Source organism: Halorubrum marinum (assembly GCF_048381195.1).
In the GTDB taxonomy this organism is placed as follows: Archaea; Halobacteriota; Halobacteria; order Halobacteriales; family Haloferacaceae; genus Halorubrum.
This window is the reverse complement of sequence record NZ_JBLWMM010000006.1, coordinates 640,392-664,016: the sequence shown is the minus strand read 5'-3', so window position 1 is coordinate 664,016 and position 23,625 is coordinate 640,392. Positions and strand designations below refer to the sequence as shown.

The following is a 23,625-nucleotide window of genomic DNA, read 5'->3' as shown; positions in this document are numbered from 1 at the left end:
TACAGAATCAGAACGCCCCGTCGTTGCCCTGTTGACGGGCCGACGAGAGCAGCCCGGTGACGGGCTCCGTGTACTCGTATCCGGGGATCACGCCTTGGACGTACGTCCCCTCGACGAAGGTGACGAGCGCACCGGCGTCGTCGACGCCGCGGCGCTCGTTGATGTCGGTCAGCTCGAACTCGACGCGGATCTCCTCGTCACCGATCGCGACGAGCGGGTCGAAGTCGTGGTCGCCGCGGACGACCCCGCCGACGTCGACGACGCGGAGCTCGAACGTCTCCGCCCAGCCCTCCTCCACCACGTCCGCGACATCGTCGACCGTCACCGCGGAGAGGGTCGGCACTCGAACGGTGACGGCAAAACGCGTTCGACCGTCCCCCGCCGGCTCTGCGCGCACCTCGGCGTCGAACGGCGTCGTTTCGACGGTCCACGCGGCGTCGACACCGTCGCTCGATGCCGAGGCGGCCGCTCGCCCGTCGGAGGCGGTCGCTCTATCACCGGAGGCGGTCGCTCCGTCACCACCCGCGGGCTCGAAAGAGCCGTGGTCCGCGAAGGCGCGCCGGACGCGACCGGGAAGGTCGGTCTCCGTCTCTGTCTCAGTCATACCCGATCGAAGGCGCCACGCGAGTAAAAACGCGTTGCGTCGTGAGCGGTTCCTCGCACGGTCGTCACGGCGTCTCCCTGCGGCCGTGAAGGGCACCGTCACCGGTAGTGGCACACGGGGCCGGTACTGGTGCGCCTTTGTACCTCGCCCGGCGAGAGGGAACATGGCCGAGCAGTTTCTCTCGACCGCGGCGCTTATCGATCGGCTCGCAGACGCCGACTTCGACCGTCCGCCAGCCCTCGTCAGCAACGCCCACGTGACCGGGCTCGGCGTCGCTCGCGCGCTCGACGCCCACGGCGTCCCCGTCATCGCGCTCGACCGAGCCGACGAGGCCGTGGGCGAGGGTGCGGGAGACGCGAGCGCAGACGCCGACGAAACCAGACGACACGACGGGCTCGCACCCCCGTCCGACGCGGTCGACTTCGCGGGCGCGGTGACGTACCCGCTCGACGACCTCGACGGGTTCCGCGAGGACGTGGAGGCGATCGTCGACGCGGCCGGGACCGAAGCGGTCGCGTTCGGCTGTATGGACGAGTGGGCGCTCGCGTACGCGGAGGCCGAGCCCGACGGCGTTCGACGCCCGTATTCCGGAATAGACACCCTCGACGACGTGTTGAACAAGTCGGCGCTGTACGCGACCTGCGAGGCGCTGGACGTCCCGTATCCCGAGACCTATCGGCTGGCGGAGACCGCGGACGCCTCGACTGCGGGCGCGGACCCGGATGCCACGGTCGAGGAGGCCGCCGACGCGCTCGGCTTCCCGCTCGTCGTCAAACCGGAACTCAAGCGCGACTTCGAGGAGGCGTTCGGCACGAACGTGATCGAGGTCGCCGACCGCGAGGAGCTCGCGGACGTCGTCGCGGCCGCGAGCGAGGCGGGGATCGCCGTGATGGCCCAGAAGCGCGTCGACATCGCGACCGGCCGAGACCACTCGCTGGCGTCGTACGTGCCGCCCTCGGGCGTCGACGACGCGCTCGCGGTGGTCGGCAACGCGGCGGTCCGATACCCGCAGCAGTTCGGTACCTCGTGTCTGGTCGAGACGGCAGACGAGCCCGCGATCGAGGCGCGAGCGCTCGCCGTGCTCGACGACGCGGGATACCACGGGATCAGCGAGGCGGAGTTCGTGTACGACAACGACCGCGGCGAGTTCCTCCTGCTCGACGTGAACACGCGCCCGTGGAAGTGGATCTCGATGCCCGTCGCGGCCGGTGCGAACCTCCCGATGGCGGCGTACGCGGCGGTCACCGAGAGCGAGTACGAATCGCCGGGAGTCGAGCCCGCGCGCTGGGTGTACCTCCGGGACTACCTCGCGCTGCTCGCGGGCGACGACGCCGTCTGGGACCAGCTGTCGGCCGCGGACTGGCAGCGGTTGGTTTCCGGCGCGTTCGAGCGGGACGGTGGCCCGACGACGCCGACCGCGACGCTGACGACCGGCGTCTATCGGCCATCGGATCCCGCGCCGGCGGCGAAGCTGTTCGAGACCGAGTTCGTCGACCGCGACTACTACTGCGCCTGTTGAGCCACGAGGCGAGTCGGAGAAGCATATATAGACACCCGACCACGAGGACCTATGCTCCCGGAATCGCTCGCGCCCGTCGTCGCGAACCCGTACGGTGTCACCCTCCTCGTACTCGTCGCGTCAGTGCTCGCGGCAGCCGTGATGAACTTCGTCGTCGTCCGGTACCTGCGGATATACACCGACCGAACCGCGACCGACTACGACTCGATCGTCGTCGACAACCTCCACATCCCGCTCGTTATCACGGTCTCGCTGATCGGCTTTTCCGTGCTCGCGAGCGTCCCGTCGGTGACCCAGAACACGTTTCTCACCGCCGAGCAGGTGTCGACGTTCGTGGGAAAGCCGGCGATCACGGCCATCGTGTTGGTCTGGGCCTTCTACTTAAATAGGGTCGTTAACCGGCTAGTGAAGAAGATCAACGAGGAGGGGAAGGCGTCGGACAAGCGCGGGCGGGCCTACGAGTTCGCGCCGGTGTTCTCGAACATCTGGACGCTCACGGTCGTCGCCGGGAGCGCCGCAGCGGTGCTCCTCCTGTGGGAGTACGACATCTCGCCGCTGCTCGGTGCCGCCGGTATCGCGGGGATCGCGCTCGGCTTCGCCGCCAAGGAGAGCGTCGGAAACTTCCTCGGCGGACTCGCGCTGTACGTCGACGACACCTACACGATCGGCGACTACCTCGAGATCGACACCGGCGAGGCGGGGACCGTCGTCGCGGTCGGGATCCGATCGACGACGATCCGAACCCGGGACAACATCGACATCACGCTCCCGAACTCGATGCTCAACGAGGAGCGCGTCGTCAACCTCTCCGCGCCCCGGGGACAGACTCGACTCAAGATCGACGTGGGCGTGGCGTACGGCAGCGACATCGACCACGTGGAGTCCGTCCTCGTCGGCATCGCCGAGGACGAGGAGAGCGTCCCGGCCAACCCGCGGCCGAAAGCGCGGTTCGTCGCGTTCGGCGACTCCGCACTGGAGTATCGACTCGTCTGCTGGGTGACGCGACCGGAGCACATGGGTCGGGTCAAACACCGGCTCAACCGCGAGATATATCTCCGCTTCGCGGACCACGGCATCGAGATTCCGTACGCGACACACGACGTGAACGTGCGCCACGTCGCGACCGATTCCGTATCCGAGTCCCATCCAGACCCCTCACCTGACCCAGACTCCTCACCTGACCCAGACCCCTCACCTGGCCCCGATCCCGAACGACCGTCGGAGTCGGCCTGAGACCCGCGGCGACGGGGCGCCGCGGATCCGGCGATCCGCGTCGCCCACTCGAAGCGTTATCACCGAGCCGTTCGAGAACCATCCATGTACGCGATAGTCAACGGCACGGTTCACACCGCGACGGATCGAGGGACGATAGAAGGGAGCGTTCTCATCGACGACGGCGAGATCCTCGCGGTCGGCGACGTCGAGGTCCCCGACGAGGCGACCGTCGTCGACGCCGACGGCGGACACGTCACCCCCGGCCTCGTCGACGCCCACAGCCACGCGGGGATGGCGGAGTGGGGCGAACCGGAGGACGCCGACATCAACGAGGGAACGGACGCCGTCACGCCGCACGTGAACGCGTTAGACGGCTTCCACCCCCGCGACGAGGAGCTGAAACACGCGTTCCAGAACGGGGTCACCACGGTGTCGGCGCGGATGGGCTCCGGCAACGTGATCGGCGGCGTCATCTGCTCGATGAAGACCCGGGGGCGAACGGCCGACGAGATGCTGATCCGCGAGGACGGCATGAAGGCCGCGATGGGCGAAAACCCGAAGCGGTTCCACGGCGAGGAGGAGGGCCGACAGCCCTCGACGCGGCCGGGCGTCGCGGCCACCCTCCGGCAGGCCCTGATGGAGGCCGAAGACTACGTCGACCGGCGCGGGCACGCGCGTACCGAGGGCGAGCCGTTCGAGCGCGACCTCGGTATGGAGCACCTCGCACGGGTGCTCACCGAAGGCCTCCCGCTACGAGTCCACGCGCACCGCGCCGACGACATCATGACCGTCTTCCGGATCGCCGAGGAGTTCGGGATCGACGACCTGTCCATCGAACACGCGACCGAGGGGCACCTCATCGCGGAGGAGTTCGCCGCGCGCGACGTCCCCGCCGTCGTCGGCCCCTCGCTGTACTCCGGCGCGAAGTACGAACTGCGGAACATCACCTTCGAGACGCCGGCGATTCTCCACGAGGCGGGCGTCGACGTCGCGATCCAGACGGACGCGCCGGTGTTACCCCAACAGCACCTCGACGTCTGCGTCGGGCTCGCGGTGCGCGAGGGGTTCCCGGCGGACGCCGCCCTCGACGCGGTCACCAGGACCCCGGCCGAGATCCTCGGCATCGACGACCGGGTCGGGACTCTCGAACCGGGGACCGACGCCGACGTGGCCGTGTGGGACGGCGTGTTCCACGAGAACGGCAGCCGAACCACGCACGTGTTCGTCGACGGCGAGCACGCCTTCGACCGCGAGCGCGACGCGGTCGACCCCCGAGAGGAGTACGACTGGTAGGGCGGGGCACAAGCGCGGAGACACGTATAAGAGACCACCGAGCACCCGGCGGTGTGAGCGTTCACCCGTCCTGTGAGCGTTCACCCGTCCTGTGAGCGTTCACCCGTCCTGTGAGCGTTCACCCGTCCTGTGAGCGCACACCCGGCGGTGTGAGCGCTCACTCGTCGCCGTGGGTGTATCCGCGATCGGGAAGCGGCGTGCCGTCGACGGTGACACCCGCCGTTTCGTCGACGACGCGACCCACTCGCGTCAGCCCGTGAGGGCACGCCTCGCGCAGCCGCGCCACGTCTCCGTCCGGCACCGCACAGACCAACTCGAAGTCCTCGCCGAAGTGCGCCGCCAGCTCGAACCGGTCGGCCGCGTCTTCGGCGACGGCCTCGACCGCGGGATGAACTGGCAGCGCCGCCCGATCGACTTCGAACCCGACCTCGCTCGCCTCCGCGAGCTGGTGGAGCGACCGCGCGAGCCCGTCCGAGGAGTCCATCATGGCGGTCGCCTCCCCGGCGAGTGCGAGCCCGTCGGCGACGCGGGGCGTGAACCGGAACAGATCGTTCGCGCGCTCGACAGACACGTCGCCCCCCTTTTCAAACAGCCGGAGCGCGGCGGCCGACCGGCCCCACTCGCCGGTGATACAGAGCGCGTCGCCGACGGTAGCCCCCGACCGCCGCACGACCCCGCGGTCGGTCACGGAGCCGATGGCGGTCGAGGCCGTCGTGAACTCCTCGTGGGTGTCCAAGTCGCCGCCGACGTACTCCGCGTCGACCGCCTCGCAGACGTCGACCGCGCCGGCGATGAACCGGCCGAGGTCGCCCTCGGCGAACGACCGATCGGCGTAGACGGCCACCGCCGCGGTCGCGTCCGCGCCCATCGCCGCCACGTCCGAGAGCGACGCGCCGACCGCGCGCCACCCCGCGGTGTACCGCGTCGTGCCGGGCGGGAAGTCCGTCCGCTCGTGGAGCATGTCCGTCGTGATGACGGTGTCGTCGACGACGGCCGCGTCGTCGCCGGCGTGCGGGAGGTCGGCCGCGAGGGCCCGGAGGGCGTCGCGCTCGTTCACAGTGTCCGATCGATTCGGTACGACGAGTAATAAGTGTCCGATTCGAACGCGGTGACGATTCCCGCGCCGATCCCGGGGAGGAACGACTGCGTGAACCGGCCTCGTGTCCGCCGCACCACGTCGACCATGCGTGTTGTCACCACGAGCCATTTTAGGCGATAAAACACATTAACGAATATTATCATTATCAATCATTATGTTTATTACCACCCATCCGGACCTACCGAGTGCAATGTCAGTATCCGTACGCGGACACGCAGCACGACCCACGAACCGCTCGATCACCAGACGACCGCCGCAACCACCCACACGACCCGATGACACCTGACGACATCACGACCGCTGACGACATCGCGACGAACCGAGCGACTGATCGACCGACTGATCGACCGACTGATCGACCGACTTCTCCCCGAGCGATCCCCGGGCGCACCCCGATCACCGAGGAGGCCGGTGCGCCGATGGTCCCGACGCTGCGAGAGACGACTAGTCCACGGGATTCAACGGACCCCGACACCGGTACGCGTCGCCCGACCCGGCCGCCGACGGCCGAGGAGCGAGACGCGCCGCTGGTCCCGGACCTCCGGCCGAATCGCCGATCGCGAACCGACGGGGGCTCGCGGTGACCGCCGTCCCCATGGCGGGGACCGGCGACGGCCCCCGTCCCGATTCGACGACGTTCACGCGCCGCGCGACCGACCGCCACGACGACACGACAACGGAGTAACTTCGATGCATCCCAACGAACTCGACGACGACGTCTATCAGAGAGATATCGACAACCCGGCCGGCCGTCAGCTCCGCGAGCTGTTCGAGGAGCAGGAGTACACGTTCGCGCCCGGGATCTACCACGCGCTCGACGCCCGCCTCGCGGAGATGGCAGGGCTCGATGCGGCCTACATGAGCGGGTACTCGACCGTCCTCGGCCAGTTCGGCTTCCCCGACCTGGAGATGGTCACGATGACCGAGATGGTCGAGAACGCGAAGCGCATGGTCGAAGCGACGAACCTGCCGGTCATCGCCGACTGCGACACCGGCTACGGCGGCGTCCACAACGTCCGGCGCGCGGTCCGCGAGTACGAGAAGGCCGGCGTCGCCGCGGTCCACATCGAGGACCAGACCTCGCCGAAGCGCTGCGGCCACATCGCGGGCAAGCAGATCGTCTCCCGCGAGCAGGCCCGCTCGCGGTTCGAGGCCGCCGTCGACGCGAAGCAGAGCGAGGACACGGTCGTCATCGCCCGGACCGACGCGTACGGTTCCGCCAACGGCGACTGGGAGGAACACCTCGAACGCGGCCGGATCTACGCCGACGCCGGCGTCGACCTCGTCTGGCCCGAGATGCCCGACCCGTCCCGCGAGGACGCGATCGAGTACGCCGAGACGATCCACGAGACGCACCCGGACCTCGATTTGGCCTTCAACTACTCCTCCTCGTTCGAGTGGGGGGCACAGGAGGACCCGCTCACGTTCGAGGAGCTCGGCGATCTGGGCTACCAGTACATCTTCATCACGCTGTACGGGCTCCACTCCGGGGCACACGCCGCCTACGAGGACTTCGCGAACATCGCCGAGAACGACGAACGGGCGCAGTTCGACCTCGAAGAGCGGTACATCGGCCACGAGACGGAGAGCCACCACGAGCTCTCTTTCGTCCCGCGGTACCAGGAGACCGAGGCCGAGTTCGACCCCGACGCGCGGAAGCGACACGAGGAGTCGGCCGGTTACACCGAAGACGAGAGCGACCCGATAACGGCTTCCGAGACCGGCGACGACTGAATCCGAGACCGGCGGCGGCTGAATCCGAGACCGGCGACGACACGCCGTCGCCTCGCCCGTTTTTATTCTTGCGTTCGTTCCCGTTCGGGAATTGCGCCCCGTTCTGTTAGTTCCGCAATGTCGCCGTCGCCGTACCCGTACTCGCGTAACACCGCCTCCGTGTGCTCGCCGGCCGCCGGCGGGTGGCGTCGGACCGTCGTCGGCGTCCGCGAGAAGTGCATCGGCGACCCGGGGAATCGGACCGTTCCGGCGGTCGGGTGCTCGGCCTCGGCGACCATGTCCCGCGCGTGGATCTGCGGGTCGTCGAACAGCTCTTCCATGTCCCGGACGTGACTCGCAGGCACGTCGTGGGATTCGAGCGCGTCGAGCGCCGCCGCGGTCGTCCGCTCTGCGAACTCCGCCTCGAGTTCGGCGTCGAGCTCATCGCGGTGGCGCACCCGGCCCTCGTTCGTCTCGAAGCGCTCGTCGGCGGCGAGGTCCGGCCTGTCGAGGGCCGCACAGAGCGGCGGCCAGAACGGGTCCGACGAGCACGCGACGACGACGTACCCGTCCGCCGTCTCGAACGCCCGGTAGGGGGCGATGTTCGGGTGTTTGCTCCCCATCCGCCCCGGCGACTCGCCGCTCGCGAAGTAGTTGGTCGCCATGTAGCTCGTCCACGCGGCCTGTCCGTCGAGGAGGCTCACGTCGATCTTCTGGCCGTCGCCGTCGCCGAGTTCGCGCTCTAAGAGGGCCGCGAGGATCGCCTGTGTCGCGTACATCCCCGCACCGATGTCCGCGAGCGCGACGCCGATCCGCACCGGGGGGCCGCCCTCGACGCCGGTGAAGGACATGAAGCCGCCGCGCGCCTGCATCATGATGTCGTAGGCGGGCTTGTCGCGGTCGGGCCCCCACTCGCCGTAGCCGGAGATGCCGCAGTAGATCAGTCCGGAGTTGTCGTCGGCGAGGTCGCCGTAGTCGAGTCCCCACTCCGCCATCTTGCCGACGCGGAAGTTCTCGACGAGCACGTCGGCCTCCCGCGCGAGGTCGCGGAACACCGCGCGACCCGCCTCCGTCTGGAGGTTCAGCTGTACCGAGCGCTTGTTGCGGTTGACGCTGACGTAGTAGGCGCTCTCGGCGCCGTCGCCCTCGCCGAACGCGGGCGGGACCCACGTCCGGGTCTGGTCTCCCGCGCCCGGCCGCTCGACCTTGATGACCTCGGCACCGAGGTCGCCGAGCTGCATGGTACAAAACGGTCCGACGAGGACGCGTGAGGCGTCGAGCACCGTCACGCCGTCGAGCGGTCCCGTGTCGCTCGACGGACGCTCTGCTTCACCGACCATCGGGAGTCACCTGCCGCCGCGAAACCGGTTGACGGTCCATACGTTGGCGGTCCACCCGACGGGTAATGAGCCTCCCGGCGGCGACTCCCGCCGCGTCGCCAACCGTTAAACCGCCACCCGTCGATCGATCGGTATGGATCTCGATATCGAGGGGAACGTCGCGTTGACGACGGCGTCGAGCAGCGGACTGGGTTTCGCCGCCGCACAGGCGCTCGTCCGCGAAGGGGCGAACGTAGTGATCAACGGCCGCGACGCCGAAACGCTCGACGAGGCGAAGGCGGAGCTGGAGGCCGAGGCGGTCGGCGACGCCCGCGTCGTCGCCGTCCCGGGAGACATCACCGTCGAGGACGACCTCGACGCGCTCGTGGAGACGACGCTCGACGAGTTCGGGCGGCTCGACCACCTCGTCACGTCGGCCGGCGGGCCGCCCTCCGGCGCGTTCCTCGACACCGACGACGAGGACTGGGAGCACGCCTACGAGCTGCTCGTGATGAGCGTCGTCCGACTGACGCGCAAGTGCGCGGAGCCGCTCGCCGACGGCGACGGCGGCACGATCGTGAACATCACGTCGCGGTCGGTGAAGGAGGCGATCGACGGGCTCGTCCTCTCGAACGCGGTGCGGATGAGCGTCATCGGCTTAGAGAAGACCCTCTCGAAAGAGCTCGCGCCCGACGTCCGCGCGAACGCCGTCCTCCCCGGCCCTCACGAGACGAGCCGGATCACGGAACTCGTCGAGCAGGCGATGGAGCGCGGCGAGTACGACTCCTACGAGGAGGGGCTCGCCGACTGGGCGAACAACCCGCTGGACCGCGTCGGTGACCCGATCGAACTGGGCAACACCGTCGCGTTCCTCTCGTCGCCGAAGTCCGGGTTCATCAACGGGCAGTCGGTCGTCATCGACGGCGGCGCGGGCAACGCGAACTTATAACCGACGACGCTCCCGGCGTCGGGAGCGGCACTTACGGAGAATCGAGGAGAAAGCCTCGAGCTTTAGCGCGGGGATGAATCCGACACTACCCTCCACAGTCCACTGTCCGATGCCACGGCGGGATATTCCACGCTGCCCCAACACACACCATCAAGTAAGTTTGTCTACATAGGTTATGTATGGCGAAACAGGTCGTTACTCGCACCTACACTGCTTCCATACGGAATCAGTCTCGGGTGCAAGACGACCTTGATTCGCTCGGGTTCGCCGCCTCAAAACTCTGGAACGTCGGACGGTGGACGTGTAGCCGGATCTTGGACGAAATCGATCACATCCCGAACCACACCGAACTCACCGCGTACCTCAAAACCCACGAACGCTATGGTGACCTTCATTCTCAGTCAAGTCAGCGAGTCCTTCAGGAACTCGCTGAAGCGTTCAACGGTTGGTACGGTAAACGACAAAACGGACATTCGAAATCGAACCCGCCCGGCTACCGCAAACACGGCGATGAACACCCGCGTTCCACGGTCACATTCAAGCAGAAAGGCTTCAAACTCGACACTCAGTACGACCGTGTTCGACTCTCAAAAGGATCGAACCTGAAAGAGTACTGGTCGGATTTTGTCCTGTGTAAGTACCAAACTCGCCCCGACGTTGACCTCTCCGCCGTGGAGAACGTCCAACAAGTCAAGATTGTGTGGACGGGCGACGAATGGGAACTACACTTCGTCTGTAAGGTCGAGATCGACGTGGCTGAAGTCTCCGGCGAGAATACTGTGGGTGTTGATCTCGGGATCAACAACTTTGCCGCGCTCGCGTATGAAGACGGTCACAGCGAGCTGTACCCGCTGAACTGCTTGAAACAAGACGACTACTACTTCAGCAAGCGAATCGCTCGGTGTGACGACTCGGACTCCGAGCAGGCCACGCGGCTGAACCACAAAAAGTCGGCTCGCCGCATTCACTACTTCCACACCCTCTCGAAGCACATCGTCCAGCGGTGTGTTGACGAGGAAATTGGAACGATCGTGGTGGGCGACCTCTCCGGCATCCGTGAGGATGAGGAGAACGGTGAGTCAAAAGACTGGGGCACGAACGGTAATCTCGACCTACACTCGTGGGCGTTCGACCGCTTCACCGATCTGCTCGAATACAAGGCGGAGATGGAAGGCATCACGGTTGAAAAGGTGTCTGAGCGGGATACCTCGAAGTCGTGTTCGTGCTGTGGCCAGACGCGTGATGCGAATCGTGTTGAACGCGGACTGTATGTCTGCGATGAGTGCGGTACAGTGGCGAACGCAGATGTGAACGGTGCTGAGAACATTCGGCAGAAAGTATCTCCGAATTCATCGAGTCCTTCGGTGAATAGGAGTAACGGCTGGTTGGCACAGCCATCGACGTTCTTGTTTGACAAGGAAACTGGTGCGTTCGAACCTCAAGAACACGTAACATCGTAAACCACAATATCCCAACCCAGCGGTGCGGTACCGTGGGAATCCTCGCGCTTCAGCGCGGGGAGGATGTCAAACAAACGGGTGCAGTGGCTCTGCTGACGTCCTCCGTGAAACGGGGGTGAGGTACGGCGGTTCCTCCACGCGAAACGCGGGGACGGCGGCGGATCAGACCGGTGCCGGTCACGATTAGAGTACAAACGGCTCTGTGTCGGTGGCCCGCAGCGTGACGGTCGCCACTCTGAGCATATAGGCGGTGAGGATAATAAACGGTGCAAGGGCGATCGTGAACGCGGCGGCCACGAACGTCAGGAGCGGTGAGAGACCGAGAATCCATATTTGCGGGAGGATGTTCGCGTTTATCGCCAGAATCGTGACTGCAGTTACCAGGATGGCCGGGAGCGAGACAATTAACAGCGTTCGTGACAGCATCGAGAACTCTCGTCTGTAATACAACGTCTTGAAAAAGTGGCGTCCGGTCGTGATCAGTTCGAACGCGCGGATGAGGTTCTCGAACTTATTTTCACCGCTGTCAGAGAGCTCATCCGCATACATCAGATGTAACACGCGCGACCGGTCCATCAACGGACCGATATTTAAATCAAGCCCGAGCCACAGGGTACTGAACTCCCCCCCGTCCGTTTGATCAACGGACTTCTCAACGTATGCGATGGTCTGGAGAATGGTCTCAACGTGTTCGCTGATTTCCTCGGCGTCGCTCCCGTCGAGTTCCTCTGAGACCGTCGCTAATTCGTTTGCTCGCTCGTTGATAACTCCGATCATCATAGAGAGGAACGAAGTCGGGTTCATGGTGCTGTGCTCGGTGTCCGTCAGATGGCCGATTTCGCGGCGGAACGCTAGCGTGCCCCGAAGCCGGTCTTCCTGTGCGCCGATAGAGATAATATCGTATGTGAGGACGATTGAGTTGATCGATACGACGATCGAGACCAGCAGGATAATCCCTCCCAGGAAGGTGTTGAGAACCGTCTGGACGGCACCGGTCTCGGTGAGGAGTTGCTGCATTTCGAACGGCCAAATCGTGCCGATTGCGAGGATAGCGACGAACGTCATCGTGAGAAGCGCCCCGGTGACGGCGTGCCGATTTCCCTCCAAGAGCACCCACTGTACGAGTCTGACTCCACGTCTCCCCGATGGATCCGGGAACCACCCTCGCCAGCCTCCTGCTCGGCTCATTGTGTCACCCGGATGGAGCCGGAGATAACCGGTGGTTTGACCGACGGAGATCGATTCGGAACATCCATACGCCGACACGATCGCTTCCCAGTCATTTAGTTCACAGTACCGTTATCGCCGTGCACCTGATTGGAATAGCGGCGGAGAGACGAGCGAGAACGATGTGGATCTGCTTTCCGTCGGTGTCCAGTGGAACGCAGCGGACCCTCTGTGATGAATACGCCGCGCGTATCTCACACGGCTCCTCCTCCGAATTCGGCCCGTTTGGGTCTGTTTATTCAGATGAAAGAAACATTATTTAATACCGACTACTTCAAAAAGTTATTTTTACGGCGACCTCTAAAGGGCAGAGGTGGTTTCCAAGGAACTCGATAACGTGGATAAAGGCATACTCTATCTACTCCAGAAGGACGCCCGGCGTAACACGACCGAGGACATGGCGAAGAGGGTCGGTGTTTCGTCCAGTACGGTCGCTAATCGAATCAAGGATCTTGAGGAACGCGGCGTCATTCTCAGTTATCACCCGATCATAAGGTACACTAAAACGGGGTTAGGTCATCACCTCCTCGTCACCGCGACGGTCCCCCTCCGAGACCGAGATGAGATGCTGGACGACATCATGGAGGTATCCGGCATCGTAAGCAGTCGCGAGCTATTGACTAACAAGGAAAACCTGTCATTGGAAGTCGTCGGTCACACGTCGGAAGACATCGAGGATACCCTCGACGCCCTGGACTCACTCGGCGTCGATATTGAGCGGATGGAGATGATGAAACAGGAGCGAACCAACCCGTATAACCACTTCGGGAAGGAGTTTGCAAATGAGGAGGACGCTGGATAATTTCCAGCCCCTGTTAAGTCGCTCTAGAAATTATCAAATAGGCGATGGGTACAAGAAGGGTGGAATATTACAGTGGTCCATGGCCCAATCACAGACCTCAGCAGCGCACGTCGATAGTGTAATTTGCGAAGTAGTTACTAAGATAGCCCAAGCAGAAGACGTGGACCCTCTCGAACTCACTCCGCCGCTCTTCGAAGTAATCGACCCCGACGCCTTGGCTCAGATCCTCGCCACTACGCCGATCGCTAGTCGGATGGAAGTCCGAGTGACCTTCTCCTACAACGGGCACGAAGTTACGGTCGGAGGCGATAACGTAGTTAAGGTGGTGTCAAGGTGAGTGGCGCAGTAGCCTTTCACGTAGGGTTCCCCGTTGGAGAGAACGAACCGGGGCCGATACCGAGCGACGGGACCATCGACGATGATGGGTCCTTCGCACGTGACATCTGCGACTGGATTTCGAGTCTCAAGCGAGCGCTATAATGCCAACCTCGTCATCCCAACAAACCGAAGAAGGAACGTTCCGCGTCCTTCACGTCGATGACGAGCCCGAACTCTCGGAGATAGTCGGCATTTTCTTAGAGCGTGCAGACGATCGATTCGCCGTCGTGCAGGCGACCAGCGCCAGCGACGGCTTGGACCACCTCTCCGAGCAGGCGTTCGACTGCGTCATCTCCGATTACGACATGCCCGGCTGTACCGGTATCGAGTTCCTCGAGGAGGTTCGAGGAGAGTTCCCTGATCTCCCGTTCATACTATTCACCGGGAAAGGGACCGAGGAAATTGCGAGTGACGCGATTTCGGCGGGCGTTACCGACTACCTTCAGAAGCAGGTATCCACGTGTCAGTACACCGTGCTGGCCAACACCGTTTCGAACGCCATCGAGCATTACCGGTCCATCCAGATGGTCCGGCAACGCGATCAACAGCTCCGGGACGTCATCGAGCGTGTCACAGATGCTATCGTCGAGGTGGATTCGAATTGGCGGTTCACCCTCGTTAATCAGCAGGCCGAGGAACTCTACGAGATGGACGAGGAGTACCTCCTCGATCGGGACTTCTGGGAGGTCTTCAGCGAGGCGCTCGACACTCGGTTCGAAGCGGAGTATCGACAGGTCATGGAAACACGAGAACCCACCTCGTTCGTCGGGCACTTCTCCCAGCTCGACGGTTGGTTCGACATCGAGGCGTATCCCACGTACAACGGTGGCCTCGCGTTCTATTTCACCAGCGTCCCGAAACCGCGAGACCAGATACCAGTGAGTTAGCAACGTTGGCCCCGTCGGAAATCCGCAACCGGAGCACGTTCTCCCCGAATGGGGGGAGATCAATTCACTAGATGAGATGAGGTTTTGATAGCCTGTAACGGGTGAACTCGCGGGCTCTCTCCTCGATCGGCTGTGGAAACAGGAAGCCCTACCCGCAAGGAGCGAACGGGTCAACAGTGACGAGGGGGAACGCCTGTCTCACGCCCGAAGCGTGCTGATCCCGTTGATCTCGACGTAGCCGTAGCCGCACTCGGGGCAGCGCCACTTCGTCTTCTCGCCGAGGTGGAGCGTCATCGCCGCGGTCCGGTAGAACGACTGGGCCTCTCCGCACGACGGACAGTCCACGTCCTTTTCGAGCGCCATACGTGCGGATCCGCCCGGCGCGGATTTGAAGCTACTGATTCGACGAGCGCCGTTTGTGTCCCGAAACCCATTCTTAAGTCCCCGTCGCGCCCACGGATGGGTATGAACGTCGACCTCGGAAACGCGCTTGAAACGACGCCGGGACTCACGGAAGAGACGCTGGAACGGCTCGATTCGCGAGTCGCGGCCGCACACGAGAGAATCGCTGCCGGAATGACGGGCGACGAGTTCGGCTACGCGTCGCTGACGCTCCCGGAGACCACGGACGCGGACGCGATCCGCGCGGCGACGGACCGGTTCGACCGCCCCGAGGCCGTCCTCACGGTCGGCATCGGCGGGAGCGCGCTCGGCGCGGCGACCCTCGCGAACGCCCTCGAAAGCGACGTCGACGCGTACTTCCTCGACAACGTCGACCCCGACGCGGTCGACGCGCTGCTCGCCGACCTCCCGCTTTCGGAGACGGTCGTCAACGTCGTCTCGAAGTCCGGGACGACCGCGGAGACGCTCGCGAACTTCCTCGTCGTCCGCGAGGCGATGACGGAGGCGGGCGTGGACTGGACCGAGCGCACCCTCGTCACGACCGGTGAGGAAGGGAACCTCCGAGCGCTCGCGGACGACCACGACCTCCCCGCACTCGACGTGCCGGACGGGGTCCCGGGCCGCTTCTCCGCACTTTCACCGGTCGGCCTCGCGGTACCGGCCCTGCAGGGTCACGACATCGAGGCCGTCCTCGCCGGCGGACGCGACGGGATGGAGAGCCTGTCGGGATCGCTGTTCGAGACCCCGGCGTACGCCTACGGCGCGGCGACGTACGCGCTCGCGGAGCGGGGCGCGCTCACCAACGCGGTGATGCCGTACGCCGAGTCGCTGGAGACGTTCGCGGAGTGGTTCGCACAGCTGTGGGCCGAGAGCCTCGGTAAGGACGGGCTCGGCCAGACTCCGGCGCGGGCGCTCGGCGCGACCGACCAGCACTCGCAGCTCCAGCTGTACCGCGCCGGTCCGTCCGACAAGCTCGTCTCGCTGATCCGACCGACCGAGCGCTCCGGCACGGCCATTCCCGAGACCGACCTCGACGGGCTCGCGTACCTCGGCGGGTCGTCGCTCGCGGAGCTGCTCGACGCCGAGTTCGAGGCGACGGAGGCGAGCCTCGCGGCGGCCGACGTGCCGAACCTCCGCGTCGAGATCGACCGCGTCGACGAGCGAGCGCTCGGCGAGCTCCTGTACGCGATGGAGGCGGCCTGCGTGCTGTACGGCGAACTCGCGAGCGTCTCGACGTTCACTCAGCCCGCCGTCGAGTGGGGGAAGAAGGCCGCCCGCGGGCTACTCGGCGGCGGCGACTTCCCGGAGGCCGACGCCGTGGCCGACAAGCGCGAACTCCGCGTCGAGCGGTCCTGAGTCCGGATACACTCGGATGGCGTGTCCGACCGTGTCGCCCGCCCGGTTCCGGTGCCACTAACACGACGCGGATCCAACAGTCGTCGATGACGGACGACCTCCCGGTGCCGGTCGATCGCCTGATCGCGGTGGCGAGCGCGGTGTTCGCGCTCGTGTTCACGCTCGTCGTCGCCAGCGTCGTCGGCGATGTCGCCACGTCGCTCGCCGTCCGCACCGGGACCCTCGCCGAGGAGACGAACGCGCACACGATCTTTCAGACGGTCGCGACGTTCGGAAGCTTCCTTCCGGCGGCCGTCGGCTACCTCATCATCACCGACCAGCGCGACCTCGTACCGGTCTCCCGCCCGTCGCTCCGTCGACTCGGCATCGTCGCCGCCGCCGCGGTCGGGCTCTACGCCCTCCAGATCGGCCTCCTGTTCGTCCTCCGCGAGGTCGGGCTTCGAACCGGACAGAACCCGGCGACGATGGCCGCGGGCGATCCGGTCGTCTACTACGTCGCCATGATCGCCGTCTCGATCCTCGTCGTCGGCCCGGCCGAGGAGCTGCTGTTTCGCGGGGTCATCCAGAGCGGGCTTCGGCGGGCGTTCGGCCCGGTAGCGGCGATCGCCCTCGCGGCGGTCATGTTCGGACTCCTCCACGCGGGCGTCGACGGGACGGTCGTCGAGCAGCTCGCGTACATGGGCGTGACGGTGATCTTGGGGGCGATCCTCGGCCTGCTCTACGAGTGGACGGAGAACGTTATCGTCCCGGCGCTCGCACACGGGCTGTACAACGCGATCATCTTCGGGACGCTCCTCTGGAGCGCGCTGTGACGCGGGTGGCGTGTGAGGTCGTCTCGCTCGCCTCCGCTACTCAGATCAAAATCGCGTCTTTCCCCAGCGGAGATCGTCGTAGGTCGACTGCTGATCGCTGTCGAACCGCTCCTCGAACTTCCGGCGAAGCGCGGCCTTCTCCGTGGCGGCGATGCGCGCGAGCTCGTCCGCCTTCGCGACCGCCTCAGGCGGCCCTCGGGTCGTCGCGACGTCGGCGAGTACCTGTCGCGTGAGTCGCTCGCGGATGTCCGCGTCGCGGGTGAACGCGTACGGCGCCTCCAGCTTGTAGGTCACGTCGGTCCGCGGGTCGTAGACGATCATGAACGTGGGCTCGTACAGCTCGGGGTCGAGCCCCCGGTCGATCCCGAGCGCGTCGCGGTCGGCCGCCATCGTCTCGTCGGCGCCCCCGCGACTGCGGAACCACGTCGTGAAGGTGAGTTCGTCGTCGACGCGATCGCTGCCCTCCTGCCGCTCCAGTAGCCGCGTGAAAAGCGCCGTGTCGTCCGGCCACGGCGGTTCGAGTCCCGCCCTCGAGAGCGCCCGGACGATGGTCCCGCTCGTCGGGTTTTTCACGAAACCGGCCAGCGGCACGTCGCGCTCGACGAACCGCTCGACGAGCCGGACGTAGTTCTCGACGACCGCGCGCGGCTTCGCCTCGCGGGCGAGCGCGCCCAGCTCGGGGTTGCGGTCGTCCCACGTGAACAGCTCCTTCGGGTAGATGGGGCCGTCGAGCACGAGCAAGTCGTCGACGCGGTCGGCGTGATCGAGCGCGTGCGTGCCCTCGGCGAGGTATAAGGCGAGCGCGTGGACGACGCCCTCAGCGTACCGGTTCACTCGGGGCGCGTGGAGCACGCGCTGGCGGGTGTGCCCCTCGTCGCGATCGCGCCACGCGCCGTCGAAGTTCGCCGTCGAGTCGCCGGCGTGGACGGTCGCGACGATGGTGCGGTCGCGGTGGAGGTCCAGGTCAGTCGGGACGCTCGCCATCGCGGCGTGTGCGACGTCGACGACGAGCCCGTTCTTAAATGTCGTCGGGTTGATCGTGCCGGAGTCGAGGCCGTGGACCGTCTCGAACGGCCGGTCAGCGAGCGCGGCGTCGTCGACGTGTGCACGCCGGCGTTCGTGTTCGTCGACGGGCTCGATCACGACCCGACCGTCCCGGCGGAGCTCCGGGAGCCAGTCGCTCCACACCTGCCCGGCGAGGTCGTCGTGGTCCGTCGTGTCCACGTCGTTCGCGATACCGTACGCGAGCTGCGCGATGTTCTCGACGTGGATCGGATCGAGCGTCACGGCCGTACCGCGGTTCGGAGGAATATAAAACGCGTCGGCTCAGGCGAGCGAGCCACGCCGAACGAGCCGGAACCGTTGCGGTCGACCCCTGGACTGCGGACGCCGTTCCTTCGCTGTGCGGGTCGCGGAGCGCGGAGCGCTACTCACCTCCTCCTTCCTCGCGGGCCCGTTCGCTCACGATTTGGCTCTGCAATCGGTCGAGTCCGAGCGTGAGAAGAAAGAAGCTTCCGCCGACGTACAGGAGCGACTTCGGCTCGGTGGCGAGTCGACTTATCAGGCCGTTCCCGTAGCCGATCATCGTGCTCAGGTATCCCAGTACCGACCCGGTCCACCCGAGTCCCGTGAGACCGGAGAGCTGGTTAAGCAGATCATTATCGGCATCGCGTATCACTTGCAGCGACATGACGGTTGTATCATCACCTTAACCCGAGTATTCCACGAGGGTACATAAGTTATTTTCACAATATTGAGAATGTATCTATTTCGTGAATGTGCGGTTCTCAACGAAGTTCACCTCACGGACACAAACAGGGCAAGAACCTGTTAGAAGGACGGCCATCGAGTATCGGTGCGATTCCGCACGGCCCGTCGGAGGACGCTAGCTCGTTCCTCGGGAAACGTACCACCGTCGAGGTCGACAGTCTCAGCCGTGATATTTGGAGGGCGTGAATCTTTAACTGCTGCGACGATTGCTAGCCATGACCGAATCAGCGACCGGGACGGCGCCAGACGCGTCCGGATCGTCCGGAGTAGCGTCCGAGATCCGCGATATCGTCCGGTACATCCCGGACGGCACGTCGATGCCGGATGAGATGTGGGCGAGCCGCCATCGGAAGATCCTCTTCGTCGCCGTCGCGCAGGTCCCGTTCCTGCTCGGGTTGGGACTGTACGAGGGGACTGAGGGGACCGTCACGGGCGCAACAATTCCGGCGACGCCGCCGGTCATGCTCGCGGCGTTCGCGGGGATCATTCTCGGTAGTGCGGCGCTCTCGCTGTGGGCACCGGTCGGTCGCCGACAGCGCTCCGTGCTCGCGGCGTTCAGCGTCATGACGGTGTCGATGGCGCTCGTGAAGGTTTCGGGCGGGTACATCGAGGCGCACTTCCACTTCTTCGTGTTCGTCGCCGTGCTCGCGCTGTACGAGGACTGGCTCCCGTTCGGCGTCGGCGTGGCGTACGTCGCGGTCGGCCACGGCGCGTTCAGCCAGATCGACTCGAGTCTCGTGTACAACCACGCCGCGGCCGTCGAGAACCCCGTCGTGTGGGGCGGTATCCACGCCGTCTTCATCCTCGGACTCGTGGGCGCGCTGATGGCGAACTGGTACTCGATCGAGAAGTCGCGAGAGCAGGCGCGACGGCAGCTCGAACTCGTCTCACAACAGAAATCCGAGATTCGGGACGCTGAAAAGGCCAAAGCGGAGGTCGAACAGCGCCGCGAGGAGGTCGAGTGGCTCAACCAACACCTCGAACGGACGGCCGACGAGTACAGCGCGACGATGGACCGCGCGGCCGACGGCGACCTCACGGTTCGACTCGACGCCGACAGCGAGAGCGAGGCGATGGAACAGATCGGCGCGGCGTTCAACGAGATGATGGACGACATCGAGTCGACCGTCCGTGAGATCCAGTCGTTCGCGCACGAGGTGTCCGACGCGAGCGCGAAGACGACGGACGGCGTGAACACGGCCGAGGGGCTGAGCGAGGACGTCACCGCATCTATCGCAGAGATCGCCGACGGCGCCGACCAACAGCGCGAGATGCTCGAACAGGTGTCCGGAGAGATGAACACCCTCTCGGCGACGATCGAGGAGGTCGCCTCCTCGACGGAGACCGTCGCCGACGCCGCACAGCAGACCGCGACGATCGCCGACGACGGCGAGGAGACGGCGAACGAGGCGCTGGAGAGCGTCCGCGAGTCACAGGCGGCGATCGACGCGACCGCCGAGAAGGTCACAGTCCTTGACGATCGGATGGCGGACATCGGCGAGATCGTCGACCTTATCGGCGATATCGCCGAGCAGACGAATCTGCTGGCGCTGAACGCGAACATCGAGGCAGCGCGGGCGGGCGGTGGCGGCACCGGGGCGAGTGCCGGGTTCGCGGTCGTCGCCGACGAGGTGAAACAGCTAGCCGAGGAGACACAGGACGCAGCACGGGACATCGAGGAGCTTATCGCTGGCACGCAGGCGCAGACCGAGGCGACCGTCGAGGAGGTACGTACCGCCGAGGAACACATGGTCGACGGCGCGGACGCGGTTCGGAGCGCGGCCGAGGCGTTCACGCAGGTCGCGGACAACGCCACCGAGACCGACGACGGGATCCGCGAGATCAGCAAGGCGACCGACGACCAGGCCGCGAGCACCGAAGAGACGGTGTCGATGGCCGAGGAGGTGGCCGGGATCAGCAAGGAGACGGCCGGGGAAGCGGACGAGGTGTCCGCCGCCGCCGACGAACAGCTCTCGGCGATGTCGCAGGCGACCGCCGAGGCCGGATCGCTCGCCGATCAGGCCGAGCGGCTCCGGGCGCTGCTCCGAAAGTTCGAGGTGGGAGACGGCGCGACCGACGGACCCGGCGCGTCGTCGAGCGGAACCGTCGCGATGGGCGACGGCGGACAGTCCGACTGAGCGTTACTCGCGCGGAGCGAGCGCCGCTTCGAACGCCGTTAACACCCGCTTTACTTGTGCCCCGTCCTCGACGAACACGAGCGTTCGCGGCGGTCGCACTGCTTTCGGCCTGACGCGCAGGCCGACCCCGCTCGCCGCCTCGGCGACCGCGTCGGGCGCGGCGACGAACTCGACACGGACACGAGCGGGCTGAACGTACACCTCGGCGACGAGCTCAGCGGTCTCCGCGTCCGCCTGATCGTCCCCGTCTCCCGCGTCCGTCCGCACCGCCGTGTACGCCAACGCGCCGTCGGTCGTCGGCTCGACGTCGGGGTCGGCGTCGGCGAGCGCGAGTGCGCGAAGTCGTCCCTCGTCGCCCGTGATCTCGGAGGCGAGCAGCTGTGCGATCCGGACGCCGTCGCCGAGCCGGTCCGCGGTCATCGGTCGGCCTCCGTCGTTCCGCCGGTCTGGTCGTCGCTACCTCCCGCCTCGGCGAGTTTCTCGCGAACGTCGGCCGCGAGGTGGTCGACCTCCGCGCCCCGTTCTTTCGCGTAGAGGACGGCGGCCGCTTCGATGGTTATCGCCAGCGCGCGCTGGCGTTCGTTGATCCCGGCGACCGCGCGCTGCTTCTCGACGCCCGCCGCGACGATGGCGTCGAGAGCGGTCTCGAAGGTGGACTGCTCGCGGAGCACGTCCTCGTCGGGCGTGAACCCCTCCGGGACGACCACGTCGTCAGGGTCGAAGCGCGCGACGAGATCGCCGTCCTCCTCGTCGACCAGCCCGCGGCCGACCGCGACGTCGACGAGGCGCTTCGCCTGATCCGGCGAGAACCAGTCGCGATCGAGCGACAGCGCGACGACGAACTCCCCCTCGCCGAGTCGCTCCTTCGCGCGGTGTTTGAACGGGACGGCGACGGCAACCTCTAAGCTCATGTTCGATCGGCGGGCGGTCGACGGCGGTAAACCTACCGGACCGCGAGCCATCCACGCGTTGGTCGAGCGACCCGGACGACGCCGACAACCGTTATGCCGCGTCGACGCGATGGCACACGTATGGAGACCCGCCCGCTCGGAGACACCGGTCACGACAGCACCGTCATGACGTTCGGCGCGATCGCGCTCAACTGGCTCGAACAGGAGGGCGCGAACCAGATGATCGAACACGTCCTCGACTACGGAGTCAACCACTTCGACGTGGCCCCGACGTACGGCGACGCGGAGCTGAAGCTCGGCCCGAAGCTCCGCCAACACCGCGAGGAGATCTTCCTCGGCTGTAAGACCCAGGAGCGCACCTACGAGGGCGCGTGGCGCAAGCTCGACCGATCGCTGAACCGCCTCGGCGTCGACACGATCGACCTGTACCAGGTGCACGGGCTCGAGTACGACGAGGAACTGGACGCGATCACGGGCGACGACGGCGCGCTCGCCGCGTTTCGCGAGGCAAAAGAGCAGGGACTGATCGACCACATCGGACTGACGAGTCACGGCGATCCGGACCTCGTCCTCGACGCGCTCGACCGGATCGACGACCTCGAAACGGTGATGTTCCCGCTGAACCCCGTCGTCGCCGGCAAGGACGGAGACGAGTACGACTACGAGGCCGTCCTCGCCCGCGCCGACGAGAAGAACGTCGGGACGCTGGGGATCAAGGCGTTCGCCGGCGGCTCGTGGCCCTCGACCGACGAGCTCCCCGAGGCTGACCGGCCGTTCGCGAACTGGTACCGGCCGGTCACCGCGCCCGACGAGATCCGCGAGCGGTTCGATTTCGCCGCTGCACAGGGGCTCACCAGCGTCATCAACGCCGGCGATCCGAAGCTCGTCACGATGATCCTCGAGGCCGCCGCCGACTACGACGGGATGGACGAGGCCGCACAGCGGTCGCTGATCGAGCGGGTGCGCCACGACGACAGTCCCGTGCCCGAACAGCTGCACCACTGAGAAGAGCGGATGGACGTTCCGCACACGGTCGCGGCCGCGCTCGACGATCGACCGGTGGCCGGGAGGCGCTGTCTGGAGGCCGGTGCGGGCGTCGGCAACGCGACCGCCGGGCTGCTCGCGAACGGCGCCGCCCGGGTGTACGCCGTGACGAACGACCGGGACCACGCCCGGACGACGCGCCGACGCGTCGGCGACAGCATTGCCGACAGCGACGGCGACGCTGACGACGTCGGCGACCGCTTAGCGGTACTGGAGGCGGACCTCCGGTCGATCCCGCTCCCCGACGGCTCCGTCGACCTTATCAGCGCGCACGGGCTCTGTAACGTCCTCGAACCCGCGGCGCTGTCCGCCGTCGCCGAGGAGCTCTCACGGGTCGCAGTCCCGGGGGCACAGCTCGTCGTCGACGACTACGATCCGTTACCCGACGACGCTGCGATCGCGGAGCTGTTCGCCGTCGAGAACGCCGCGTCGGAACTGGCCCGCGGTCGCCCGGCGCTCACGTTCTACCCGGCGGGGTTCCTGCGACGATTCTTCGCGGGCCACGGCTGGGAATTCCGGCGGGAACGAACGCTTTTGGAACCGGTACCGTGGACCGAGAGCCACGTCTCCGCACACGCCGACCGAGCGGCCTCTATGGCCGCGGGAAACCCCGGTGAACCGGGCGACACGCTGGCGGCGACCGCTCGCCGCCTCAAGACTGAAATCGGATCGGAATCGGTCGGTCGGATGTACGGTCTCGCGTTCCGCCTCCCCGACTAACGAACGC

24 protein-coding genes are annotated in these 23,625 nt (G+C 65.8%); 15 read left to right on the top strand and 9 right to left on the bottom strand.

The features are described from left to right. Positions 1–7: 7 nt before the first annotated feature. A complete protein-coding gene (locus ACNSN4_RS12740) occupies positions 8–604 on the bottom strand; it encodes a DUF5813 family protein (RefSeq protein ID WP_418286192.1) in 597 nt (198 codons plus the stop codon). 163 nt (positions 605–767) lie between these two features. Between ACNSN4_RS12740 and ACNSN4_RS12735 the strand changes: the two genes are divergently transcribed. The 3 genes from ACNSN4_RS12735 (at position 768) to ACNSN4_RS12725 (ending at position 4,631) form a co-directional block, all read left to right on the top strand. Continuing rightward, positions 768–2,123, top strand: a complete 1,356-nt coding sequence (locus ACNSN4_RS12735) for a carboxylate--amine ligase (protein WP_418286191.1) — start codon at positions 768–770, stop codon at positions 2,121–2,123. Positions 2,124–2,174: 51 nt separating this feature from the next. Continuing rightward, entirely contained in the window at positions 2,175–3,356 is a 1,182-nt protein-coding gene (locus ACNSN4_RS12730) for a mechanosensitive ion channel family protein (protein WP_418286190.1), read from the top strand. 84 nt (positions 3,357–3,440) lie between these two features. Further along, entirely contained in the window at positions 3,441–4,631 is a 1,191-nt protein-coding gene (locus ACNSN4_RS12725; RefSeq protein ID WP_418286189.1) for an amidohydrolase family protein, read from the top strand. A gap of 157 nt (positions 4,632–4,788) precedes the next feature. On the opposite strand, the gene thiL is transcribed toward ACNSN4_RS12725, so the two are convergent. Next, positions 4,789–5,688 carry a thiamine-phosphate kinase gene (thiL, locus tag ACNSN4_RS12720; protein ID WP_418286188.1) on the bottom strand — a complete coding sequence of 300 codons (900 nt, stop codon included), beginning with the start codon at positions 5,686–5,688 and terminating at the stop codon, positions 4,789–4,791. 317 nt (positions 5,689–6,005) lie between these two features. On the opposite strand from thiL, the gene ACNSN4_RS12715 reads away from it, so the two are divergent. Both ACNSN4_RS12715 and ACNSN4_RS12710 read left to right on the top strand, forming a co-directional pair. Further along, entirely contained in the window at positions 6,006–6,314 is a 309-nt protein-coding gene (locus ACNSN4_RS12715) for a hypothetical protein (RefSeq protein ID WP_418286187.1), read from the top strand. Between the two features lie 106 nt (positions 6,315–6,420). Further along, positions 6,421–7,464, top strand: a complete 1,044-nt coding sequence (locus ACNSN4_RS12710) for an isocitrate lyase/PEP mutase family protein (RefSeq protein ID WP_418286186.1) — start codon at positions 6,421–6,423, stop codon at positions 7,462–7,464. A gap of 62 nt (positions 7,465–7,526) precedes the next feature. Here ACNSN4_RS12710 and ACNSN4_RS12705 read toward each other — a convergent pair whose 3' ends face one another. Continuing rightward, the gene (locus tag ACNSN4_RS12705) at positions 7,527–8,783 is read right to left on the bottom strand and encodes a CaiB/BaiF CoA transferase family protein (protein WP_418286185.1); all 1,257 of its coding nucleotides are present in this window, start codon (positions 8,781–8,783) and stop codon (positions 7,527–7,529) included. 133 nt (positions 8,784–8,916) lie between these two features. On the opposite strand from ACNSN4_RS12705, the gene ACNSN4_RS12700 reads away from it, so the two are divergent. Then, positions 8,917–9,711: an SDR family oxidoreductase gene (locus ACNSN4_RS12700; protein WP_418286184.1), complete on the top strand. Its 795-nt coding sequence runs from the start codon at positions 8,917–8,919 to the stop codon at positions 9,709–9,711. 179 nt (positions 9,712–9,890) lie between these two features. Then, a complete protein-coding gene (locus ACNSN4_RS12695; protein ID WP_418286183.1) occupies positions 9,891–11,171 on the top strand; it encodes an RNA-guided endonuclease InsQ/TnpB family protein in 1,281 nt (426 codons plus the stop codon). A gap of 183 nt (positions 11,172–11,354) precedes the next feature. On the opposite strand, the gene ACNSN4_RS12690 is transcribed toward ACNSN4_RS12695, so the two are convergent. Beyond that, positions 11,355–12,359 (bottom strand): DUF7972 family membrane protein, encoded by a 1,005-nt coding sequence (locus ACNSN4_RS12690; RefSeq protein WP_418286182.1) that lies wholly within the window; start codon positions 12,357–12,359, stop codon positions 11,355–11,357. A gap of 352 nt (positions 12,360–12,711) precedes the next feature. On the opposite strand from ACNSN4_RS12690, the gene ACNSN4_RS12685 reads away from it, so the two are divergent. The 3 genes from ACNSN4_RS12685 (at position 12,712) to ACNSN4_RS12675 (ending at position 14,465) form a co-directional block, all read left to right on the top strand. Further along, positions 12,712–13,200 (top strand): Lrp/AsnC family transcriptional regulator, encoded by a 489-nt coding sequence (locus ACNSN4_RS12685; RefSeq protein WP_418286180.1) that lies wholly within the window; start codon positions 12,712–12,714, stop codon positions 13,198–13,200. After that, entirely contained in the window at positions 13,181–13,537 is a 357-nt protein-coding gene (locus ACNSN4_RS12680; RefSeq protein ID WP_418286179.1) for a HalOD1 output domain-containing protein, read from the top strand. The genes ACNSN4_RS12685 and ACNSN4_RS12680 overlap by 20 nt, the downstream gene beginning before the upstream one ends. Before the next feature lie 142 nt (positions 13,538–13,679). Next, positions 13,680–14,465 (top strand): response regulator, encoded by a 786-nt coding sequence (locus ACNSN4_RS12675; RefSeq protein ID WP_418286178.1) that lies wholly within the window; start codon positions 13,680–13,682, stop codon positions 14,463–14,465. A 198-nt stretch (positions 14,466–14,663) separates the two neighbouring features. On the opposite strand, the gene ACNSN4_RS12670 is transcribed toward ACNSN4_RS12675, so the two are convergent. Beyond that, positions 14,664–14,828, bottom strand: a complete 165-nt coding sequence (locus ACNSN4_RS12670; protein WP_418286177.1) for a DUF7838 family putative zinc beta-ribbon protein — start codon at positions 14,826–14,828, stop codon at positions 14,664–14,666. 102 nt (positions 14,829–14,930) lie between these two features. Here ACNSN4_RS12670 and ACNSN4_RS12665 point away from each other — a divergent pair, with 102 nt between their 5' ends. Continuing rightward, positions 14,931–16,223 carry a phosphoglucose isomerase-related protein gene (locus tag ACNSN4_RS12665; RefSeq protein ID WP_418286176.1) on the top strand — a complete coding sequence of 431 codons (1,293 nt, stop codon included), beginning with the start codon at positions 14,931–14,933 and terminating at the stop codon, positions 16,221–16,223. Positions 16,224–16,309: 86 nt separating this feature from the next. Continuing rightward, a complete protein-coding gene (locus tag ACNSN4_RS12660; RefSeq protein ID WP_418286175.1) occupies positions 16,310–17,035 on the top strand; it encodes a CPBP family intramembrane glutamic endopeptidase in 726 nt (241 codons plus the stop codon). Positions 17,036–17,080: 45 nt separating this feature from the next. Here the strand turns inward: ACNSN4_RS12660 and ACNSN4_RS12655 are convergent, their stop codons facing one another. Both ACNSN4_RS12655 and ACNSN4_RS12650 read right to left on the bottom strand, forming a co-directional pair. Then, positions 17,081–18,322 (bottom strand): DNA double-strand break repair nuclease NurA, encoded by a 1,242-nt coding sequence (locus ACNSN4_RS12655; protein ID WP_418286174.1) that lies wholly within the window; start codon positions 18,320–18,322, stop codon positions 17,081–17,083. Positions 18,323–18,461: 139 nt separating this feature from the next. After that, the gene (locus ACNSN4_RS12650; RefSeq protein ID WP_418286173.1) at positions 18,462–18,713 is read right to left on the bottom strand and encodes a hypothetical protein; all 252 of its coding nucleotides are present in this window, start codon (positions 18,711–18,713) and stop codon (positions 18,462–18,464) included. 307 nt (positions 18,714–19,020) lie between these two features. Here ACNSN4_RS12650 and ACNSN4_RS12645 point away from each other — a divergent pair, with 307 nt between their 5' ends. Next, positions 19,021–20,943 (top strand): methyl-accepting chemotaxis protein, encoded by a 1,923-nt coding sequence (locus ACNSN4_RS12645; RefSeq protein WP_418286172.1) that lies wholly within the window; start codon positions 19,021–19,023, stop codon positions 20,941–20,943. Positions 20,944–20,946: 3 nt separating this feature from the next. Here the strand turns inward: ACNSN4_RS12645 and ACNSN4_RS12640 are convergent, their stop codons facing one another. Both ACNSN4_RS12640 and ACNSN4_RS12635 read right to left on the bottom strand, forming a co-directional pair. Continuing rightward, positions 20,947–21,363, bottom strand: coding sequence for a DUF7993 family protein (locus ACNSN4_RS12640; RefSeq protein WP_418286171.1), 417 nt, complete (start codon positions 21,361–21,363; stop codon positions 20,947–20,949). Continuing rightward, positions 21,360–21,854, bottom strand: a complete 495-nt coding sequence (locus ACNSN4_RS12635; protein WP_418286170.1) for a DUF2240 family protein — start codon at positions 21,852–21,854, stop codon at positions 21,360–21,362. The genes ACNSN4_RS12640 and ACNSN4_RS12635 overlap by 4 nt, the downstream gene beginning before the upstream one ends. Before the next feature lie 120 nt (positions 21,855–21,974). Between ACNSN4_RS12635 and ACNSN4_RS12630 the strand changes: the two genes are divergently transcribed. Both ACNSN4_RS12630 and ACNSN4_RS12625 read left to right on the top strand, forming a co-directional pair. Continuing rightward, positions 21,975–22,859 carry an aldo/keto reductase gene (locus ACNSN4_RS12630; protein WP_418286169.1) on the top strand — a complete coding sequence of 295 codons (885 nt, stop codon included), beginning with the start codon at positions 21,975–21,977 and terminating at the stop codon, positions 22,857–22,859. A 9-nt stretch (positions 22,860–22,868) separates the two neighbouring features. Beyond that, positions 22,869–23,618: a class I SAM-dependent methyltransferase gene (locus ACNSN4_RS12625; protein ID WP_418286168.1), complete on the top strand. Its 750-nt coding sequence runs from the start codon at positions 22,869–22,871 to the stop codon at positions 23,616–23,618. Positions 23,619–23,625 lie beyond the last annotated feature (7 nt).

Coding starts and splice junctions, on each gene's coding strand:
- ACNSN4_RS12725 (WP_418286189.1), top strand. CDS start 3,441: ATGTACGCGATAGTCAACGGCACGGTTCACACCGCGACGGATCGAGGG.
- ACNSN4_RS12640 (WP_418286171.1), bottom strand. CDS start 21,363: ATGACCGCGGACCGGCTCGGCGACGGCGTCCGGATCGCACAGCTGCTC.
- ACNSN4_RS12710 (WP_418286186.1), top strand. CDS start 6,421: ATGCATCCCAACGAACTCGACGACGACGTCTATCAGAGAGATATCGAC.
- ACNSN4_RS12660 (WP_418286175.1), top strand. CDS start 16,310: ATGACGGACGACCTCCCGGTGCCGGTCGATCGCCTGATCGCGGTGGCG.
- ACNSN4_RS12630 (WP_418286169.1), top strand. CDS start 21,975: ATGGAGACCCGCCCGCTCGGAGACACCGGTCACGACAGCACCGTCATG.
- ACNSN4_RS12635 (WP_418286170.1), bottom strand. CDS start 21,854: ATGAGCTTAGAGGTTGCCGTCGCCGTCCCGTTCAAACACCGCGCGAAG.
- ACNSN4_RS12715 (WP_418286187.1), top strand. CDS start 6,006: ATGACACCTGACGACATCACGACCGCTGACGACATCGCGACGAACCGA.
- ACNSN4_RS12690 (WP_418286182.1), bottom strand. CDS start 12,359: ATGAGCCGAGCAGGAGGCTGGCGAGGGTGGTTCCCGGATCCATCGGGG.
- ACNSN4_RS12625 (WP_418286168.1), top strand. CDS start 22,869: ATGGACGTTCCGCACACGGTCGCGGCCGCGCTCGACGATCGACCGGTG.
- ACNSN4_RS12730 (WP_418286190.1), top strand. CDS start 2,175: ATGCTCCCGGAATCGCTCGCGCCCGTCGTCGCGAACCCGTACGGTGTC.
- ACNSN4_RS12705 (WP_418286185.1), bottom strand. CDS start 8,783: ATGGTCGGTGAAGCAGAGCGTCCGTCGAGCGACACGGGACCGCTCGAC.
- ACNSN4_RS12700 (WP_418286184.1), top strand. CDS start 8,917: ATGGATCTCGATATCGAGGGGAACGTCGCGTTGACGACGGCGTCGAGC.
- ACNSN4_RS12740 (WP_418286192.1), bottom strand. CDS start 604: ATGACTGAGACAGAGACGGAGACCGACCTTCCCGGTCGCGTCCGGCGC.
- ACNSN4_RS12680 (WP_418286179.1), top strand. CDS start 13,181: ATGAGGAGGACGCTGGATAATTTCCAGCCCCTGTTAAGTCGCTCTAGA.
- ACNSN4_RS12695 (WP_418286183.1), top strand. CDS start 9,891: ATGGCGAAACAGGTCGTTACTCGCACCTACACTGCTTCCATACGGAAT.
- ACNSN4_RS12665 (WP_418286176.1), top strand. CDS start 14,931: ATGAACGTCGACCTCGGAAACGCGCTTGAAACGACGCCGGGACTCACG.
- ACNSN4_RS12735 (WP_418286191.1), top strand. CDS start 768: ATGGCCGAGCAGTTTCTCTCGACCGCGGCGCTTATCGATCGGCTCGCA.
- ACNSN4_RS12670 (WP_418286177.1), bottom strand. CDS start 14,828: ATGGCGCTCGAAAAGGACGTGGACTGTCCGTCGTGCGGAGAGGCCCAG.
- ACNSN4_RS12645 (WP_418286172.1), top strand. CDS start 19,021: ATGACCGAATCAGCGACCGGGACGGCGCCAGACGCGTCCGGATCGTCC.
- ACNSN4_RS12675 (WP_418286178.1), top strand. CDS start 13,680: ATGCCAACCTCGTCATCCCAACAAACCGAAGAAGGAACGTTCCGCGTC.